Genomic DNA, 19,945 nt, shown 5'->3' with positions numbered 1-19,945 from the left:
CTTCTTATCTTAAAATAATGATACTGCTGCGCTTCCGGTTCCCTTGGCGATAAATTCTACCAATGCAATGGAACCGCTAAAGCATTCATTCTGACTTAACTGTCTGGTTGATTGAAACCACAGCTTTCCCGGAATACTGGAATATATTCTTAAATTTTCTTCCGGATAATTTCCTGGTACTGTTATGCTTTTTAGGCTGCCAGCTGTGAGGTTTGTTAATTCTAATAAGTACGGATTATATCGGAGGTTCATGCGGATCTTATCCAGACCGCTGACCTCATGGGCTTTTAGCAGGACAACGTAACGATTGCCTGTCTTTACCGGGTATTCCATGGTGCTGTTGCGATAAAATATAGGTATAATCGTCAATTGTGCTGTTGTCAAATAATCAGATTCATCACTTTTAGAATCATATGCTTTGATCCGGTACATAGCGTTGGACGCCCCAATTGGGATGGAATCTTTCATTCCCCGGTGTTCCTCTACATGTTTCTGTGTATCTAATTCATGGAAGGTCAATCCTTTGCCTTCCCATTCGTTAAATGTCAGCCATCTGGAGTCAAAACTCTCCCACGAGATGCCTGGAAGCGTCACCTTTTCTCCTTCATCCCATGAATGTCCGTAATTTTCCAGGTTGCCCCAGGTTTTATTAAGTTCGTCCAGTTCCAGCCAGGTACACCCCCGCTCAATTCCAGGACGTTCATCGCCGGAGCCTTTAAATATTTCAAAGCTTATTTCCCGGCTTTCTAACTGCTGCCAGGTATGCGAATGATTCTCAAACTGTGACCAGCTTAACTGCTCATAATCCAGGCGTTCCCAGTACTGTCCTTTGCCAGTTCTGGTTTCGATTTGATGCCAGTTAAGGGCTTCCTGATCATACCTGCTCCATGGTTCATTGGTACTGTCAAAATTGTCCCAGGTGTATCCAGACAGGGCCTGTAAAAAAGATTCATTAAATACTCGCTCTACAATATAATTTTTATCTGCTTCCACCACTCCCCAGCTGATTTTTGCTTGTTCTCCCTCGTAGAGGGTAGGGATATGTAAACATTCTGGTCGGTTCATAAATAATAGGTTCCTCCTTTCATTTTCTATTGTTAATTTTAGTTTTAATTTCATAATTAATTGTATTTGGAGTTTTTCATCTGGTACTCCTCACCTGCATCCCGTCGCGGTTATGATGTTTCCTGTTTCAGTACCGTATGGTTGCTTGCCATATTTCTTTATTGCCAATGGTAAACTACTTTATGATATAAAAATTGTTTGTTATGCTGATACTCATCCTTCTATATTGAAGGGAAGAAGGAGTATCAGTTCCGTTTGACTCAAGTAAATAGTGATTTAGCCTCTGGCATTATCCAAATTGGGGGAATTAAATACCAGATGGGATACACTTATTTCACAATTCCTACTCAAACCTCAACTACTGTTTTTGATATCAGTGATAGAATCCCTGTTAATGCAAGTATAGCTTATTGTATACAGCATAATACCACAGACAGCCCTGTAGTTATCGGTACGTTTATGGCTTCTGGGAGCAAATGGAATATACTTACTAATGTGGCTAATACCGGTAATTTTGGTGTGCGTGTTTTTTATTTGCTTCCCAAGTAATACAAAATGATCATTTATTTCCACCCACTCCATACACTACCGTTATAAAAATTAGTATAGGTTTTGCCGACCATAAGATCAAAGTCCATGGCGTAGGCATATCCAGACGTACTTGATACCACTTTTATGATATGTCTTGTTGATGTTGACGCAAATGTAAATTTTGTATATGAAGTATACCATGCAGGAAATTCTAGTATTGCGTAGTTGCTAAGACCGGCCAAAATGTTGTCAAGTGTTGCATTTGTCTGGAGAAGTCCGATCTGCTCTATACTACTATAGAGTTTCCATTTCACACCACCATTTAGCGCAGTTACATTTCCGCTTAACGTGGTTAAATCACTATTTAATTTAGTTATCTTTTCATTAATGATAACATTATCATTGACAAAATCTTGTCTCACCGGCTTATCCGATGCTTCCCACATATTTAATCCTAATGATGTTTTATTTGTACTTGACATATTATTTCTCCTCTTTTAATTTGATTTTTGCTTGAAATTTCTTCTAATTATTTAACTGTTACATACATATTTCCATGAAACAATCTCTAATTTCATACTGTTTTTTCGAACATACGTTCTCTTGTCGACAACTAGATTATAATACTCTTAAATCCTATTGTCAATACTCATTCGAACATATGTTCTATTTTTATGTATTAAAAGTTAAACTTCCCACTCACCCAGATAAAATAAAATGCATAAACACACACTAAAAACCCCAGCTTTTATACTCTTAGGGACCTTTTGTGTATGCTTATGCATAGTCTTCTAATAACAAATCAATAATAAAAACGAATCCTAACTAAAAAAAGAAAAGAACATCCCAAATTCAAACCATTACACCAACCCTCTTTTCACCGCCCTCCTGGAATATAAGAATTCAATATAGCTTTGTCCTTTCTCACCACATATCCGCTCCCTCCCCGATCCTTCACATCCTCAGTCATACTAACAAGAAGAATGGGAGTCTCCAAATTTGGATCCGTTGTAAAGACAGCAAACCATCCAAGCTCCGTCCCGGTTCTGTCGTCTTTTGATGCTTTAATTTCAGCCGTTCCCGTCTTTCCCGCAAGCTCTATATCATTTCGGTAAGCCGCGTGCCCGGTCCCGTGTTCGGAACTGATCACTTTGCCGAGAGCAGTCTGTATCCTATCTGCAATCTCCGGGGAACATGCCCCTGGCAGCCAGACTTCCGACTTTGGCTCCTCTTTATACTGCAGATACGGTTTCATGACGTTTCCTTGATTGGCAAACATGGTATAAAGCGAGGCTAAGTGTATGGGATTAACTAACATCTGACCCTGCCCGTATCCACTGTCCGCCAGCTGAACCTCAGTTTCGATCCGATCTGTATTGGAGTATTGAGACTTTGTTACAGATATATCAAAAGGAATCTCCTGATTAAATCCCAATTTATCCAGGCCGGACATGAAATCATCATAGCCGATTTTTAAGGCAGCCTTTGCAAAATAAATGTTATCCGAATAAATAAATGCGTTTTCCAATATAACTGGGCTGTAATCATGAAGGGTAGTGACATAGTAATTCCCCCAGCTTTCATCCTTTCTCCAGCTTAATCCTTCCCCTCCAAAATCCTCGTTAGGGTCAATCGCTCCGGTAGAAAGTCCGATGGCACCAGTTATGGGCTTAAAAGAAGATCCCGGGGCAAACCTCTGGCGGAACCGGTTGAACATGGGTTTTCTATCATCATCATTTAAAGAAGCCCATTTCTCCTCAGACATTCCAAGGATAAAATCATTGTCATCGTAGGATGGCGTGCTGACAAGAGCCAGCACTTCTCCTGTATAAGGATTCATGGCGACCGTACAGCTCTTATCCTCTTTGAAGGTTTGATAAATCTCATCCTGAAGGGTGCTGTCAATGGTAAGGGTTATATCCTTTCCATCTACCCTCGGCTTTGCAGCCAGGGTTTTCTTAACGGTTCCGTAGGAGTCAGTAATGGTAATGGTCCGTCCATTGGTTCCTTTCAGTTCCTTCTCAAATAAGGCCTCCATCCCACTCCTTCCAATCACACTGTCCGAAAGATAATCCTCACCCGAATGCTTTTCAAGATCCTCTGCCGTCACATTCTGGACATATCCCACCAGATGGGCTCCACTCTCTCCCAACGGGTAATAGCGTACTTCCGTGTCTGTGATCAGGACTCCCGGAACCGCCAGTAGTTCATCCTGGAATTCTTTATTTTTAACATTATCCTCCCGGGGCTCCATGGAATTCAAATTAAGCTCATCTACTTTTTTAATGGTTTTTAGAGGTACAAAAGAATCTTCTTTCACCCACTTGGCTGACAGTTTCTTCCCGATTGCATCCGCAGATATTCCAAGAAGGTTCCCAAGAGTCTCCAGATCTCCGGCAGAATCCTCACTCATTTTTCCGGGAACCAGTCCTACGGAGGAAGCAGTGCCTTTTCCAGCAAGAAGCAGCCCATTCCTGTCAAAAACACTTCCTCTTTTTGCCTTGTCCGTTGATACTCTCACCTTATCGGAACGGCCAAGCTCCGGAAAAATCACACTGTCGTCCCACACCATCTGATAGCCTTTTTTCTTTTCCTTTCGGAACTTTACCTGATTGCTGAAGTTTATTTCTCCGGCAATACTGCCAAGGCTCATATTGTAGCTGACCACTACTTCCCCGTCTTTTTCTGCTACCTGCCCGATCTGGGCGGTTATTCCGGAAGCCTCAATTCCCTCGTAAATATTTTTATGCCTGGTAATAAAATCCTCTTCACTGATATTTAGATGGCTCTGCTCATCTAACATCCCGTACATATCCGTATAGTCTGCCTTAGAAAGGCATTCCACGTATTCCAGGAACAACGCATCCGGCGTTTTCCTTGATGCTCCGATTTTCCCATGAATTCGAAAGAACAGAGCCGCCCCTGCTAAACCAGCCAGTAATATAAAAAGAGTGCAAACAGTACTGAATAAAAATCTCCTTTTTCTACGTCTCATAGCATACCTCCTGTTAATCTGTCCGCAGATTATTGGAAACGCCGGAAGCGGTCCCGGTAAGAATATTAGCAGGATCTTCCAGATGAAAGTAATAATTGAATATCTCTTTTCCTACCCCGACCACATTGCCGGAACTGTAGCCATTGGCGACCCTCACAGTTACGGCTATCTGTGGGTCTTCAAATGGGGCATATCCTATGAAAAGTCCGTGGTTTGGCCGAGTCTTGGATTCCTCTGCTGTTCCGGTCTTTCCGGCAGCATTCACTTTCAAGTCTTTTAAGGTTGCATTGGTTTTTACCAGCTCATTCATACCCTTAGCCACGTCATTCCATATATAGTCCGGAATTGAAACATTAGACTGAAGCACAGGCTTAAAAGACTGAATCATATTGCCATCTGAATCTGTCACTTTATCAATCAGGGAAAGATTATAGCTATTCCCATGGTTGGCCAGTGTCGAAGTAAACCGTGCAATCTGTGTCGTCGTATAGTTATGGGTTCCCTGTCCGATGGAAGAAGGTATGGCAAACCGGTCCGTAACATGTGGTTCCGCTTCTCCGATTTCAATACCTGTCTTTTTATCCAGATCCATCAAACCTGCATATTCCCGAAGCTTATCTAATCCCTTTTCTTCCGAAAACACCCCATCCTCTCCCGTTCCCAGCCGGTATGTGATTTCGGACAGATAGACATTACAGGAATTTTTTAAGGCATCGGCACTGGAGAGAATCGGACCGTGTCCTGACCGTTTCCAACAGCGCAGAGGAGGCTGTACCTTATCAAATACACCGGTGCATACGATACTGGTATCTGTACTGATAGCTCCTTCATTTAGTCCTGCAATTACCGTTATCGGTTTAAAGGTGGATCCTGGAGCCGTCAGCTGGCTGGTGGCCCGGTTAAACAGGGGAAGGGATAAATCTGCTGCAAGCTTCTGATAGTAATCCGTATCCATCTGATTTGCCAGCCGGTTGTTATCATAGCCCGGGTAGCTTACGCAGGCCAGCACCTGTCCGTCCTTGGGGTTAACCACTACAGCCGATCCGGAACAGGGATTTAATGCAAGCTGTGCCGGGGTGATCTCCAGATTTTTTATCTTCTTACGGATAAACTGCCAGGCATTCAGCTGCCCATTGAACAGAAGGGCATAATCCGGATCCTCTTTTGATAGGATTCCCTGCTCATAAAGGAGTTTTTCCACATCCTCCCCGGATAACGTACCTTCCGTTAACATTGTCTGAAATATCAGTAAATCAAAACCGGAATCTTTCTTTAAACTGTTAAGGATCATTTCTTCCGTCAGGCGTCTGCTGTTTTCAAGCGTCATATATTTTTCAGTGGAATCCACCTGGTTTAAATCAATCCAGCCATTTGCAATGCAATCGGAAAGATACTGGCGGAAGCTTTTTTCCTCCCGATCCCAGTTCCCACTTTTTTCGGAAAGAATCTTTTTCTTTCTTACTGTATCCAGCAGATAGTCATAATAGCCTTTCATCTCACTGCTTAAGGAGTCATACCCGGAGCCAGAAACATCAAAGGAATCAGAAAACTCCCTAAAGACCTGCTCTTTCTTATTCATAAACCTTTCATAGACAGCTTTCTCCAGATCCGTTGCATCATCTTCCTGTAACCGTCCGGTATCAATGACATGATTCTTTATTAATGCAAAATACACTTCATCCGAAGAAATCCGGATCTGGGAGGCATCGGATGCTTTTGGCATATCTGCCCTTTTGCTCTCTGACATATTGGCAAGGAGAATACCGGCAATCTGCTGTTCCAGCATCTGATAAACTGCATTCTGCAAATCCATGTCAATGGTTAAGTAAATATCGTTTCCGCTTTCGGGCTCACTGGTAATTTCCGGGTCCGATTTCCTGTTTCCAACGACATCCGTATAAAACTGTTCCATACCATCCTGGCCCCGAAGCCGGTCTTCCATGGACTTCTCAATTCCACCTTTTCCTATGGTAGACTGGTTCGTGTAGACGGTACCTTCCCGATTCCCTGCTTCCAGTTCATCGGCAGAAATTGGTCCGGTATACCCTAATATGGAAGAAAGGCTATCCCCTCCATAGTAAACACGGATGCTGCCTTCCTGGATATCTGCCCCCGGCAGGCTGCGTTTCTTTTCCAACACCGCCACCATCGTTTCCTCAGACACATCCGAGGCGACCAGATATGGAAGATATTTGCGGTATGAATTTAAGGAAAGGCCGTAGCGAATGTTTGCTATCTGCAAAATCTCCTTAGGGGTAAGGGAATGAGGCAGTCCGTATTGATCCTGTTCCTCATCTGTATAAGTATTCTCAATCAGGTACTTTTCCTTGCTGCAAAATTTTTTCATGAGTTCTTCCGCTGTTCCGGCTTTTTGTTCTTCCGTTAATTCATCTACCGTACTCTTCCCATAAAAATCAGCTTTGAAACGGCTAAGCTTCCACCCATCTTCTATAAACTCATAGTTTCCCTGTTCGTCCACAGATATCGGCAAAATGGTATTCAGTTTGTTTTCGTCCTGAACCAGGCGGATTAACTGATAGGCAATCCCATTTAAGGACCGCTGACGTTCTTTGTTGGACCTGTAATTCTGAGAATCTTCCAAGGTAATATCATAGGAAAGCCGATTAGAAGCCAGTAAATTTCCATTCCTGTCATAGATATTTCCGCGGCTTCCGGCAAGTCTCTGGGTCTTCATAATGGAACTCATAAACTCTTCCTGATTTGCTGCCCCCTCCAGGATCTGAAGACGGTACAACCGTGTAATAAGCACCAGAAACAGAAATCCGAAAAAAACACCCAGGATCGCCAGTCTTGGAATCCGGTCATCCTTTTTCCATAATTTATGATTAAGCAAAATGGTTCTCCTTTAATCTTACATTTGTAAGATTTCATTATACACGGATTTAGTTCTGATGTAAACTTTTTTTTATAAAATCACATCTGATCAGTTTCAGCACCTCCTTTTATCCTCCCCACTCATAGAACCTTGCATATGAGAATAAATATAAGTAATATTGTAGGTTAAAAGAAAGGATCGAACCATGGCCCAAACCGATAATTTCTATACCCTGAAGGGCTACTCCCTTTTGGAGCATACGCAAATCACCTCTTCCATGGAAGATTATCTGGAAATGATATGCAGGATCCATCGTGACGGCCAGCCTGTCCGCATCAAGGAGCTGGCGGAATGCCTGCATGTAAAGCCATCCTCCGCATCAAAAATGGTTGGAAACTTAAGGAAGCAGGGACTGGTGTGCTTTGAGAAATACGGCACCGTTTCCTTGACGGAGGAGGGCCTGGAGCTGGGAGAATATTTATTATTCCGTCACGATGTCCTCCGCCGTTTTTTCTGCTACATCAACCAAAATTCCAATGAGCTGGAGCAGGTGGAAAAGGTGGAACATTTCATTGAGCCGAAAACTGTGTATAATATTGAAAAATGGCTGGATAAGTTTACATAGAAACGCTTGTGTGATTTTATAATTCATCGTATACTATAGCATAACACGAACATTTCTAAGGAGGACAAACACATGGATAAGATTAAGATGACAACCCCCATCGTCGAAATGGATGGCGATGAGATGACCAGGATTCTCTGGCAGATGATCAAAGACCACCTTCTGCTGCCATTTATTGATTTAAATACAGAATACTACGACCTGGGCCTGGAATACCGTGACAAGACAAACGACCAGGTGACCGTTGACTCCGCCAATGCCACCAAAAAATATAAGGTCGCCGTCAAGTGTGCCACCATCACTCCCAACGCAGACCGTGTAAAGGAATACAGCTTAAAAGAGATGTGGAAAAGTCCCAACGGCACCATCCGGGCAATCTTAGACGGAACCGTGTTCCGCGCTCCCATTGTTGTCAAGGGAATCGAACCATGTGTGATGAACTGGAAAAAACCTATTACCATAGCAAGGCATGCTTACGGCGATGTATATAAAGGATCTGAAATGAAGATCCCCGGAACCGGTAAAGTAGAACTTGTCTATACCGCAGAGGATGGAAGCGAAACACGGGAGCTGGTCCATTCCTTTAATGGTCCTGGAATCGTACAGGGAATGCACAACTTAAATGATTCCATTGAAAGCTTTGCCAGAAGCTGTTTCAATTACGCGCTTGACACCCGTCAGGATGTATGGTTTGCCACTAAGGATACCATTTCAAAGAAATACGACCATACCTTTAAGGATATTTTCCAGGAAATCTTTGAAGCCGACTATGCGGACAAATTTAAAGAGGCCGGTATTACCTATTTCTACACCCTGATCGATGACGCAGTCGCCCGAGTCATGAAATCAGAAGGCGGCTATATCTGGGCATGCAAAAACTATGACGGCGATGTAATGAGCGATATGATATCATCTGCATTCGGATCTCTGGCCATGATGACCTCTGTCCTGGTATCTCCGGATGGGGACTATGAATACGAGGCCGCTCACGGAACCGTACAGCGCCATTACTACAAGCACTTAAAGGGAGAAGAAACTTCCACAAACTCCGTTGCCACCATCTTTGCATGGACCGGGGCATTAAGAAAGCGGGGAGAACTGGATGGAAACGCAGAACTGGCTGCGTTTGCAGATAAACTGGAGAAGGCGACCATTGATACCATCGAAGCCGGTGAAATGACAAAAGATCTGGCACTCATTACTACCATTCCTAATCCAATAACATTAAACAGTGAGGAATTTATAAAGGCCATTGCAAAACGGCTGTAAAAATACCTGGTTTCAAATAAACTAAGACAGAAAAAGAAAGCCGCATAATCAGCTGCTTTCTTTTTCCTTTCAGGAGGTATATAATTATGGAATATAAACCAAAAGAAGTCCTGTTAAAAAACGGGACCCCCTGCCTCTTAAAAAGTCCCGGTCCGGGCGACGCATCCGCTATCTTAAGACTCATGAGCCAGACCTCAGAGGAAACCAGTTATATGTCCAGGTACGCAGATGAGATTAAAATCTCCATCCACCATGAACAGGATTTTCTCTCCTCCCTCCTTAGAAGCCAAAAAGATTTGATGATCTGCGCCGTGGTAGACGGGAAGATCATTGCAAATGCCGGAATCAACCCCATTGCATTATATGAACGTTACGCCCACCGGGCCACCTTTGGCATCTCCATATGCAAGGCATACTGGGGGCTTGGGATCGGTTCCCATCTCCTTTCAGCCATCATAAGGGGTGCCCGGGAAATGGGCTATGAGCAGCTGGAACTTGAAGTAGTAAGTGAAAACGAACGAGGTCTGGCTCTTTATAAAAAGTTCGGTTTTGAAATTTACGGTACCAGGGAGTACTGTTTTAAATACCGGGATGGAAGTTATGCATCCGCCCATCTGATGATGGTAAGGCTTTAAAAAATTTACATATTTTTCCTAAATCTCTGTTCATATCATTATCAAAATGATATAATGAAGATTATTATATAACATCTTGGTAATGGAAGGATCCCTGATATGAACTTAAGACATCTTACTATCTTTAAAACGGTGTGTGAAGAAGGCAGCATCACCGGAGCAGCCAAAGCGCTGTCCATGACCCAGCCAGCCATCTCCCACGCCATCAACGAACTGGAAGAATCCGTTGGTTCTCCTCTGTTTAACCGTGTATCCAGAAGAGTGGTCATCAATGAAAACGGTAAATTTTATTTGTCTAAGGTCATTCCTCTCCTGGAATTGTATCAGGATCTGGAAAACTACTCCGGCACCCTGCATCTGCAGGCCCCCTTACGGATCGGCTCCTGTGTAACCCTTGCCAGCTACTTACTTCCCAAAGTGGTGTCCCGCTTTACCCTGACAAACCCTGATACCCAGCTAAAGGTCACTGTTAATAATTCCCTTGAAATCACAAGTAAGCTATTAAAAAATGAACTGGATATCGGTCTGATCGAAGGTGTCATAGGTGATGAACAGTTGGAGAAGATACCTTTTTCTTCCTATCCTATCGCAGTGATCTGCGCCCCCGGCCATCCTTTTGCAGATCGCCTTGCACAGCCGGTGGCATTGGAACGGCTGATTGAGGAGCCACTGCTTTTGAGAGAACAGGGCTGTACCATCCGGTATACTTTCGACTGTGCCCTGGCATTAAACAATTTATCGGCCGAACCACTCTGGTCCAGCACCAATTCGGATGTAATCCTGCAGGCAGTAAAGGAAAATATCGGAATCGGCATTGTTCCCAGGATTTTTGCCGATGAATCTATAAAAAGAGGGGAAATTACTGAGATAGAAGTGAAAAACTTAGACATCAGCTGTATGAATCATGTGGTGTTTCATAAGGATAAATTTCAGACAGAAGCATTCCAGGCATTTATTAACCTGGTGCTGTTCGAATAAAAGGCGCTCCATGGGGGATTTTATCCCTCTATGGAGCGTCATATATAATTCTTAACAAAATCAAGAAACACTTCATCAGGAAGAGATAAAGGCTGATCCTTATGATACAGCGCGTATATCTTTCTGGTGAGATTTATGGGATCCTTAAGCTTTAACTCTTTTATTACTCCGTATTTACGTTCTGTCTCAATAGCAAGGACCGATAATATTCCGATTCCCTGATTATCCACCACACATTTTTTTACCGCTTCGATGTTGCCGATGGCCTGGATGTTCCTCTTCGGGAAGTTCAGGCTTCCAGCTGACTCTAAATATTTCACAATGGATGAGCGGTGATTGGTGGTCATGAGGGTTTCTCCTACCAGATCTTCCAGCGTAACCTCATCTTTCCGGCTTAATGGGTTTTCTACGGATGCAAAAAAGACCAGCGGATCGTCCATCAGCTCCTCATACATCAGTGACTCTCTTTGCGGTGGGAAAGGCTGGCTCACAAAACCCAGAGGAAAAACCTTAGCTTCAATATCCTCAAAAACATTCTGAGTGTACTCTACGTGATTAACCACGGTCACAGACGGATATTTGGCGGAAAAAGCATGAATGATCGGCGGAAAGATATAAGTTCCGGGCGTACCGGAGCATGCTAAGCGTATTTCCTTGTTTTTTAGATTCTGGGAGGCGTATATCTCCTTTTCCGCTCCTCTCATGGTTTCTAAGACCGTCTCCACATAAGGCAGAAGCAGCTTCCCTTCCTTTGTCAATCCTATCCTGTTATTATCCCGTTCAAATAATATAGTCTCAAAATGTTTTTCCAAGCTTTTCATGCGTATGGAAACAGCCGCCTGGGAGCAGAACATCTCTGAAGCAGTCTGGGTAAAACTATGGTTTCCGGCGACTTTTAAAAAGGTTTCCAAGGTTTCCAGATTCATAATCATTCTCCTTAAAGTCTTTTGCATAAAATATATTTATGGAGATTATAGCAAACTCACAAAATTATGTCAAATATTCTATTCTTAATAAACATTTCTTCCAACCCTATAAGATTATTTTATAAAGTCAAGGATTCCTCCCCTAAGAATGAAATAAATATAAAAATCTATCGTTGTACTTTTCTCTACAGAAATTTTACACTTAGGCTACAATAAGATATTGTAAGAAAGGAGATGCTGCCATGAATGAAGCAAAAGCAACATTGTCAGCACCAGAAATCAAAGTAAAAAAAGTCAAAAGCCCTTTTGAACTGAAAATGCAATTTTTCGGGCTTCCGGCCGCACTGATCGTATTCGGCCTATTCTATTCCACCCCGGTCCCTGTAGGACTTTCTTATGCAGGAAAGATGGCTCTGGGGGTATTCTTAACTGCCCTTATTTTATGGGTCACGGAAAGCATTCCGAATTATACGGTCTCCCTTCTTGTCATTGTGGCCCTTCCCCTACTTGGCGTCTGGGAAGAAGAAAAAGCCATGGGCGTGTTGGGCTATGAGGTTATCTGGCTGACCTTTGCAGCCTTTATCATTGCCTCAGGCATGGAAAAAAGCGGTCTTGCAAAACGGCTTGCCCTAAATCTCATAACCAGGTTCGGAAAAAGCGCGAACAGCATTCTGCTTCTCCTGATGGCAACCAACTTCCTGATTGCTTTTGTCGTTCCCTCCACCACGGCCCGGGCGGCAATGATGTTTCCCATTGTCATGCTGGTAATCGAAGCATTCGGAACTACATTGAACGACCCGAAGAATAATCTGGGAAAACTTCTGGCCTTACAGGGAATTCAGTCCAATAACTTATCCACAGGGGCCATCGTAACCGCAACCAGTGCCCAGATCATGGCCATCGGCTTTATTAAGGATTTAACCGGACAGAACATTTCATGGACCTACTGGTTTATTGCATCCGCCCCGGTCACCATACTCACATTGCTGGCATCATTTTTCATTGGAAAATTATTATTTAAAATACCTGCTTCCAATGCAAAAATAAACTTAAGCCTTCTGGAAGAGGAACGTAAAAATCTTGGTAAAATGAGTCTGGTAGAAAAGAAAGCATTGGTCATCTTTGGTATCACCATTGCCTTATGGGCCATTGATACCAGGCAGATTCATTTATTCGGATTCCAGCTCAGCCTTGTAATGGTAGCTATTTTATCAGCAGCATTATTCTTCATGCCCTATCTCGGCATACTGAAATGGAAAGAGGCCAAAATTTCCTGGAATCTTCTGATTTTCGCCTGCGGGGCTTATGCCGCAGGAGTGGCTTTGGATGAAACCGGAGTAGCCGCATGGGGGCTTAACGCTCTGTTCGCCCACTTAGGCATTGAGAATATGAGCTTTACTGTAATATTTGCTGTCATCATGCTGATTGCCAGCTTCAGCCACTTTATCTTCACCTCCAAGACGGTGCGGACCATTATTCTTATTCCCACAATCATCGGCATCGCCAATGCAACCGGGATCAATCCTGTTGCCCTGGCCCTTCCGGCTGCATTTTGCATTTCCGATACCATAACTTTGCCGCCTCACAGCAAAGTCAACTTAATCTATTACAATACCGGTTTTTTCAATGTACTTGAACAAATGCTTTACGGCACACTGGTTCTGCTTGCCAAATGGGGCTTAATGATCATCGCCTCCCTGACCTGGTTCCGATTCATCGGACTGGTATAAGAGAAAGGAAATATATCATATGAACAAAATAAAAAAATTATCATATATCTCATGCCTCTGCCTGTTTGTCTCATTGGCGGCGGTACAGACCTCTTACGCAGGCGATGCCGGTAAAGTGGTATCCATGGAAGACCGGATAACGCCTGATGGGCAAGATGGTATCATTACCCAGACCATAAATGCCAAAACCAATGAATCCGGGGAAGTCATCTTTCCCATTTGGAAAGATGCCGCCATCGAATCCATAAAAACCATCTCCGGTACTCTGACAGCAGAAGAAGTAACTGAAAAAATAGATGGCGATCAGTCCTATTATCTGGCGGTGTTTGCTGAAAAAGAAAAGGAGGTTTCTTTTCAGGTGATTTTACGGGGGGAAGGATTTTACGCAGGAGAAGCTGCGGATTTAGGCGATACCTATCCCGGCAATGCAAAAGAACTCTCATTTAAGGCCAAAAACACCACCCCAATTTCCATCGGTTCTTATCAGATGAAAATTGCCGTTCCAAAGGGAAAAGAGCTTCTTAATATTGTGGATTATTCCGACAAAAAGCCTTTCACCATCACCAGCGAGGGCGAATATACGTTCGGAGGATTTGATTTCGGAAAGGTTTCCCCGGGAAAAGAATCAAAGCTTGCCATTAACGTGTTTGACAAGAAAAGCGGTTCCTCTGTTTTCCTATGGATCATCATTATCCTGCTGTCAGCCGGATTCATGTACCGCAATTTAGACCTGCTAAAAAAGCCAGTCAATGAATAAATCGAAAAGAGGATGAGTGATCATATGAGGAAAAGACAGGGAATACTGATTATTTCTGATGGCCTGGGAGACCGGCCGATAAAGGCGCTGGGCGGTTTAACCCCGTTAGAATATGCAAACACGCCAAACCTGGACCGCCTGGCAAGGGAAGGCTGCACAGGGAACGTCTACCCCATCGCCCCAGGGATACCCGTTGGCACTGATGTGGGCCATATGGAGATCTTTGGCTGCGATTCCAATAAGTACTACCCCGGCAGGGGTCCTCTGGAAGCTTTAAGCGGAGGAATCGAAATCAGGGAAGGGGATGTTGCCTTTCGCGGGAATTTCGGAACCATTGACGAGGAATATACGGTGATCGACCGGAGAGCCGGACGGATTCAGGATGGGACCAGGGAACTTGCCGAAGCCTTATCCGGTATGAAGCTTAAAGACGGCACCACAGTTCTCGTAAAGGAGCTGACCCAGCACAGGGTCGCAGTGGTGCTTCGTGGGAAGGAACTGTCTGCGGCTATTGTACCCACAGATGTCGGCACTGCCAACGAAGGTGCTAAGCTGGTGATCCCCTGCCCAGAGGATCCTGCCTGTAAAGAGGCTGCAAAAACTGCTGAAAACCTGTGGGAATTTACCCTGAATGCTATGGAGATCCTAAAAAACCATCCTGTCAACCAGGAACGGGTCAGGAACGGACTGCTGCCGGCCAACGTAATCATAACCAGGGGACCGGGGCAGCTAAGCACCATACCGAGTACGGCCCGGCAGCTTGGCATCCGTGCCCTCTGCATTGCAGGCGATATCACCGTAGGAGGGATCGCCCGGCTGGTTGGTTTCGATTATTACGTACAGGATTCCTTTACCGGTGGATTTAACACAGACATCATGGGAAAAGCCCGCAAGGCTGTGGATTCTATAAAGGAAGGCTACGACTGGGTCATCGTCCATATAAAGGGCACCGATCTGGCTGGTCATGACAACCAGCCTTTGGAAAAGGTCCGGATCATAGAAGAGATCGACGGCTTGGCAGGCTATATCATGGATCACATTAGCGGAGAACAATGTTACATCGCTTTCACAGCAGACCATTCCACCCCCTGTGAAGCAAGAGACCATACAGGAGACGGCGTCCCCACCATTATATGGGGAGGGGATGTAAGACGGGATAAGACAGAAAAGGCGGGAGAAACCTTTTTTATGGAAGGAGCCTTACAAAACCTTAAGGCAAGGGATATATTTACCATGCAAATGGACCTAATGGGCTTTACCAAAAAAAGAGGAGCCTGATCCAGAAAAATAAAAAAAAGCGCCGGAAAATGATGAAACTGCTGTCATTTTCGGCACTTTTTGTTTTATGATTCTTTTAAAATCTTATCAATGCTTACGATCTTCACACAAAGAGCGAATAATTCCATCGCAAGGATAAGATCAGATAAAGGAGGATAAGAAGGCGCAATGCGGATATTATTATCCCTTGGATCCTTACCATATGGGTAAGTGGCTCCTGCTCCGGTCATGACCAGACCGGATTTCTTACACCTTGCTACAATGGCTTTTGCACATCCGTTAAGAGAATCAAAGGAAATGAAATAGCCTCCTTTGGGACTGGTCCATTCTCCGATTCCAAGTCCGCCAAGCTCTCTCTCTAAGATCTGGTTCACTGCTTCGAATTTCGGTCTCATGATGTCTGCATGCTTTCTCATATGCTCTACCATGCCGTGAATATCTCCAAAGAAGCGTACATGACGCAGCTGGTTCACCTTGTCATGGCCGATGGTCTGGATCTTTAACTGCTTCATAATGTCAACCAGGTTGTTCTGGCTGGCCGCGATGGTTGCGATACCGGAGCCTGGGAAGCTGACCTTTGAGGTGGAGGCGAATTTATAAACCATATCCGGATTTCCGGCTCTCTTACACTCAGCAAGGATTTCAATGAGATGATCCTGGTCCCTGTCATATAAATGATGAATGGTATACGCATTGTCCCAGTAGATACGGAAGTCTTTGGCAGCCGGTTTTAAACGGGCAAAACGGCGTACGGTATCATCGGAATAGGAAATTCCCTGAGGATTAGAATACTTTGGAACGCACCAGATTCCTTTAATGGAATCATCGTTTGCCACCAGCTCTTCCACCATATCCATATCCGGACCGGTTGGGGTCATGGGGACATTCACCATCTCGATCCCAAAATATTCGGTTATGGAGAAATGCCTGTCGTATCCAGGAACAGGGCATAAGAATTTCACTTTATCCAGCTTACTCCAGGGAGTGCTTCCCATAACGCCGTGAGTCATAGAACGGGAAACCGTATCATACATGACATTTAAGCTGGAATTGCCGTAAATAATAATGTGGTCAGGCGCAACTTCCATCATATCGGCAAGAAGCTCCTTTGCCTCCTTGATTCCATCAAGCACCCCATAGTTACGGCAGTCGGTACCGTCATCACAGGTTAAATCGTCGTTGCTGCTTAATACATCCATCATTCCCATGGATATATCCAGCTGTTCTGTGCTGGGCTTTCCTCTGGACATATCAAGCCTTAAGTCCTTGCCCTGAAACTCCTTATACTGCACGTGAAGCTGTTTTCTCAGTTCCTGTAACTCTTCCTTTGTCATCTCAACATATGGCTTCATAGATTTCATTTTCCTCCTCATATAGACTCCTTTAACCTAATAGTTCTTTAAGAATCCTGTTGACCGCTCCCGGATCGGCTTTACCCTTCATGGACCTCATGGTCTGGCCTACCAAAAACCCAAAAGCTTTCTCTTTCCCACTATGATAATCCTCCACAGACTGTGGATTTGCGGAAACGATTCCCTCAATTACCCTGCGCAGTTCCTCTTCGTCATTCACAACCCTTAATCCTTTTTCTTCCACATACTGTTCCGGATCAATGTTTTCTGCGAAGATCTTTTCAAAGACTTCCTTGCCAACGGTACGGTTAATGGTACCATTATCTACTAAATGAATTAATTTTGCAAGGTTTTCCGCAGAAAATGTCATTTCTTCTGGATCCATGTCGTGCTCTTTTAAAAGCCGCATGGCCTCCACCATCAGCCAGTTTGCGGCCTCTTTTGCCTTACCGCAGATTGCGGTGACTGCCTCAAATATATCCGCCATATGCTTCGAGCCGGTGATGATATCCGCATCATATTCAGAAAGCTTAAACTCCTCCTGATAGCGGGCCATTTTCTCCGTCCGCAGCTCCGGCTGTCTGGACTTTATATTCCCGATCCATTCATCACTTATGACCACAGGAGGCAAATCCGGGTCCGGGAAATAACGGTAATCCCTGGCATCCTCTTTGGAACGCATGGCATAGGATGATTCCTTGTTGTCATCCCAACGCCTTGTTTCCTGAACAACCGGTTTCCCTTCTTCGATCAATTCGATCTGGCGTTTCCGCTCTCCTTCAATGGCACGGGCAATGGCTTTAAAGGAATTTAAATTCTTCATTTCCGTTCTGGTTCCCAATTCGGAGGAACCGGCCTCACGGACAGATAAGTTCACATCGGCTCTCATGGAGCCTTCCTGAAGCTTGCAGTCCGAAGCGCCCAGATACTGAATGATGAGTCTCAGCTTTTCCAGATAGGCGATCACCTCATCCCCGCTTCTCATATCAGGCTCTGATACGATTTCAATGAGAGGAACCCCGCTTCGGTTATAGTCCACCAGGGAACAGTCTTCCCATTCATCATGAATGAGTTTTCCCGCATCTTCTTCCATATGGATCTCATGGATTCCGATTTTCTTCTTTCCTGCCGGCGTATCAATCTCCACATGGCCGTCATGGCAGATGGGAAGATAAAGCTGAGATATCTGATAGTTCTGAGGATTATCAGGGTAGAAGTAATTTTTCCGGTCAAACTTACAGTACTGGTTGATCTGACAGTTTACCGCAAGGCCTACCGCAAGAGCATATTCCACCACCTGCTTATTAAGGACCGGAAGGGAACCTGGCATACCAGTGCAGACCGGACAGGTGTGAGTATTGGGCGCTCCGCCGAATTCCGTTGAGCAGGCGCAGAAGATTTTCGTTTTCGTAGCAAGTTCCACATGGACTTCCAGTCCTATGACCGTCTCATACTGTTTGCTCATCTACTTCTCCTCCTTTCCTGCCATGGCATCTGCTGCCATTTGGGGCATCTCATAGCTTCTGTTCTGCTCAAAAGCAAAGCCTGCCCGGATGATGTTCTTTTCCTTAAAACAGTCCCCAATAAACTGAACTCCTATGGGCAGTCCCTTAGAATCCTTGCCGCAGGGAACCGTAAGACCTGGTAATCCGGCAAGGTTCACGGAAATGGTATAGATATCGCCCAGATACATCTTTAAAGGATCGCTTAAGCTCTCTCCAAGCTTAGGTGCCGTGGATGGAGATGCAGGACCAAGAATCACATCGTATTTTGAAAACGCCTCGTCAAATGCTTTCTTGATCAAAGCCTTAGTTTTTAAAGCCTTTAAATAGTAAGCGTCGTAATAACCGGAGCTTAATACAAAGGACCCCAGCATGATGCGTCGTTTTACCTCCGGGCCAAAGCCCTGGGAACGGCTCTTTTTATACATGCCGTGAAGTCCGTCGTATTCTTTTGCTCGATAGCCGTATTTGACACCGTCAAACCTGGATAAGTTGGAACTGGCCTCTGCGGATGCAATCACATAGTATGCCGGAATCGCATATTCCACCATCCCTAAATCAAAGGTCTCCAGAATTGCGCCCTTTTCCTCCAGGATCCTGGCGGCTTTTAAAACCGCTTCCCTTACCTCTAAATCAAGCCCTTCGCCCAGGTAATCCGCCGGAATGCCAATCCGCATTCCCTTTACATCATCTCTTAAAGCTTCCGTAAAGTCACAGTCTTTCCGCTCCACGGATGTGCTGTCCTTCTCATCGTGGGAAGCAAGAACTTCCAGAACCGCAGCACAATCCGTTACATCTTTTGCAACGGGGCCGATCTGGTCTAAGGAAGACCCATAGGCAATCAGCCCATACCTGGAAATGGTTCCGTAAGTAGGCTTTAATCCGGTAACTCCGCAGAAGGAAGCCGGTTGTCTGATGGAACCTCCTGTATCCGAACCCAAGGCATAAAAGCATTCCGCCGCCGCAACTGCCGCACAGGAACCTCCTGAGGAACCACCGGGTACGTGATCCGGGTTCCATGGATTTCTCGTAGCTCCATATGCCGAAGTTTCTGTGGTGCTACCCATAGCAAACTCATCCATATTGGTTTTTCCAAGAATCACCGCTCCAGATCTTTTTAAATTCTCCACTGCTGTGGCCGTATAAGTGGGAACGAAGTCCCAGAGGATTTTGGAGCTGCAGGTGGTCTTCATTCCATCGATGCAGATGTTATCCTTTACCGCCACCGGAACTCCTGCCAGAGGACCGGTCAGCTCACCGGCTTCAATCCGCTTCTGTACCTCTTCCGCCTGTTCCAGTGCTTTTTCTTCCTCTATGGTCACAAAGCTGTTAAGCAACGGCTCCATGGCCTTTATCTGATCCAGAACTGCTTTTACTGCTTCTACGGAGGTAACCTCTCCGTCTTTAATTTTTTTCCCTAACTGTACCGCTGTGAGGGATAATATTTCTTTCGCTGTCATACGAGG

General features: G+C 44.7%; 16 protein-coding genes. 8 read left to right on the top strand and 8 right to left on the bottom strand.

What is annotated here, in order from left to right:
• Positions 1–9: 9 nt before the first annotated feature.
• Positions 10–1,065, bottom strand: a complete 1,056-nt coding sequence (locus tag ACHZES_RS19345) for a cohesin domain-containing protein (protein ID WP_395546282.1) — start codon at positions 1,063–1,065, stop codon at positions 10–12.
• A 255-nt stretch (positions 1,066–1,320) separates the two neighbouring features.
• On the opposite strand from ACHZES_RS19345, the gene ACHZES_RS19340 reads away from it, so the two are divergent.
• Positions 1,321–1,614, top strand: coding sequence for a hypothetical protein (locus tag ACHZES_RS19340; protein ID WP_395546281.1), 294 nt, complete (start codon positions 1,321–1,323; stop codon positions 1,612–1,614).
• A gap of 14 nt (positions 1,615–1,628) precedes the next feature.
• Here ACHZES_RS19340 and ACHZES_RS19335 read toward each other — a convergent pair whose 3' ends face one another.
• The 3 genes from ACHZES_RS19335 to ACHZES_RS19325 all read right to left on the bottom strand — a co-directional run bounded on the left by ACHZES_RS19335 (position 1,629) and on the right by ACHZES_RS19325 (position 7,445).
• Positions 1,629–2,078 carry a hypothetical protein gene (locus ACHZES_RS19335; protein WP_395546279.1) on the bottom strand — a complete coding sequence of 150 codons (450 nt, stop codon included), beginning with the start codon at positions 2,076–2,078 and terminating at the stop codon, positions 1,629–1,631.
• A gap of 395 nt (positions 2,079–2,473) precedes the next feature.
• Positions 2,474–4,591, bottom strand: a complete 2,118-nt coding sequence (locus ACHZES_RS19330; protein WP_395546278.1) for a penicillin-binding transpeptidase domain-containing protein — start codon at positions 4,589–4,591, stop codon at positions 2,474–2,476.
• A 13-nt stretch (positions 4,592–4,604) separates the two neighbouring features.
• Complete coding sequence (locus ACHZES_RS19325; RefSeq protein ID WP_395546277.1) at positions 4,605–7,445, bottom strand: penicillin-binding transpeptidase domain-containing protein; 2,841 nt, start codon at positions 7,443–7,445, stop codon at positions 4,605–4,607.
• Between the two features lie 187 nt (positions 7,446–7,632).
• Here ACHZES_RS19325 and ACHZES_RS19320 point away from each other — a divergent pair, with 187 nt between their 5' ends.
• The 4 genes from ACHZES_RS19320 to ACHZES_RS19305 all read left to right on the top strand — a co-directional run bounded on the left by ACHZES_RS19320 (position 7,633) and on the right by ACHZES_RS19305 (position 10,934).
• The gene (locus ACHZES_RS19320; RefSeq protein WP_395546276.1) at positions 7,633–8,052 is read left to right on the top strand and encodes a metal-dependent transcriptional regulator; all 420 of its coding nucleotides are present in this window, start codon (positions 7,633–7,635) and stop codon (positions 8,050–8,052) included.
• A 72-nt stretch (positions 8,053–8,124) separates the two neighbouring features.
• Positions 8,125–9,321, top strand: coding sequence for an NADP-dependent isocitrate dehydrogenase (locus ACHZES_RS19315; RefSeq protein WP_154522874.1), 1,197 nt, complete (start codon positions 8,125–8,127; stop codon positions 9,319–9,321).
• A gap of 86 nt (positions 9,322–9,407) precedes the next feature.
• On the top strand, positions 9,408–9,956 hold the full coding sequence (locus ACHZES_RS19310) for a GNAT family N-acetyltransferase (protein WP_154522872.1): 549 nt from the start codon (positions 9,408–9,410) through the stop codon (positions 9,954–9,956).
• A gap of 99 nt (positions 9,957–10,055) precedes the next feature.
• Positions 10,056–10,934, top strand: coding sequence for a LysR family transcriptional regulator (locus tag ACHZES_RS19305; protein WP_395546275.1), 879 nt, complete (start codon positions 10,056–10,058; stop codon positions 10,932–10,934).
• Between the two features lie 38 nt (positions 10,935–10,972).
• Here ACHZES_RS19305 and ACHZES_RS19300 read toward each other — a convergent pair whose 3' ends face one another.
• Positions 10,973–11,860 (bottom strand): LysR family transcriptional regulator, encoded by an 888-nt coding sequence (locus tag ACHZES_RS19300; protein ID WP_195841109.1) that lies wholly within the window; start codon positions 11,858–11,860, stop codon positions 10,973–10,975.
• 242 nt (positions 11,861–12,102) lie between these two features.
• On the opposite strand from ACHZES_RS19300, the gene ACHZES_RS19295 reads away from it, so the two are divergent.
• Genes ACHZES_RS19295 through apgM form a run of 3 tightly spaced genes read left to right on the top strand, consistent with a single transcriptional unit; the run spans position 12,103 to position 15,625 of the window.
• The gene (locus tag ACHZES_RS19295; protein ID WP_395546274.1) at positions 12,103–13,590 is read left to right on the top strand and encodes an SLC13 family permease; all 1,488 of its coding nucleotides are present in this window, start codon (positions 12,103–12,105) and stop codon (positions 13,588–13,590) included.
• 19 nt (positions 13,591–13,609) lie between these two features.
• A complete protein-coding gene (locus tag ACHZES_RS19290; RefSeq protein WP_395546273.1) occupies positions 13,610–14,347 on the top strand; it encodes a hypothetical protein in 738 nt (245 codons plus the stop codon).
• A 24-nt stretch (positions 14,348–14,371) separates the two neighbouring features.
• Positions 14,372–15,625, top strand: coding sequence for a 2,3-bisphosphoglycerate-independent phosphoglycerate mutase (gene apgM / locus ACHZES_RS19285; protein ID WP_395546272.1), 1,254 nt, complete (start codon positions 14,372–14,374; stop codon positions 15,623–15,625).
• Between the two features lie 65 nt (positions 15,626–15,690).
• On the opposite strand, the gene ACHZES_RS19280 is transcribed toward apgM, so the two are convergent.
• From ACHZES_RS19280 to gatA, 3 genes are read right to left on the bottom strand one after another with little or no spacing between them, the layout of a single operon-like run.
• Positions 15,691–16,977 carry an aminotransferase class I/II-fold pyridoxal phosphate-dependent enzyme gene (locus tag ACHZES_RS19280; RefSeq protein WP_038278488.1) on the bottom strand — a complete coding sequence of 429 codons (1,287 nt, stop codon included), beginning with the start codon at positions 16,975–16,977 and terminating at the stop codon, positions 15,691–15,693.
• Positions 16,978–17,008: 31 nt separating this feature from the next.
• On the bottom strand, positions 17,009–18,442 hold the full coding sequence (gene gatB, locus ACHZES_RS19275) for an Asp-tRNA(Asn)/Glu-tRNA(Gln) amidotransferase subunit GatB (RefSeq protein ID WP_038278491.1): 1,434 nt from the start codon (positions 18,440–18,442) through the stop codon (positions 17,009–17,011).
• Entirely contained in the window at positions 18,443–19,939 is a 1,497-nt protein-coding gene (gatA, locus tag ACHZES_RS19270) for an Asp-tRNA(Asn)/Glu-tRNA(Gln) amidotransferase subunit GatA (protein ID WP_038278493.1), read from the bottom strand.
• Positions 19,940–19,945 lie beyond the last annotated feature (6 nt).

Origin of the sequence: Lacrimispora sanguinis (genome assembly GCF_044987295.1) — a bacterium.
Lineage (GTDB): Bacteria > Bacillota > Clostridia > Lachnospirales > Lachnospiraceae > Lacrimispora > Lacrimispora celerecrescens_B.
This window is presented reverse-complemented; position numbering and strand designations above follow the sequence as displayed.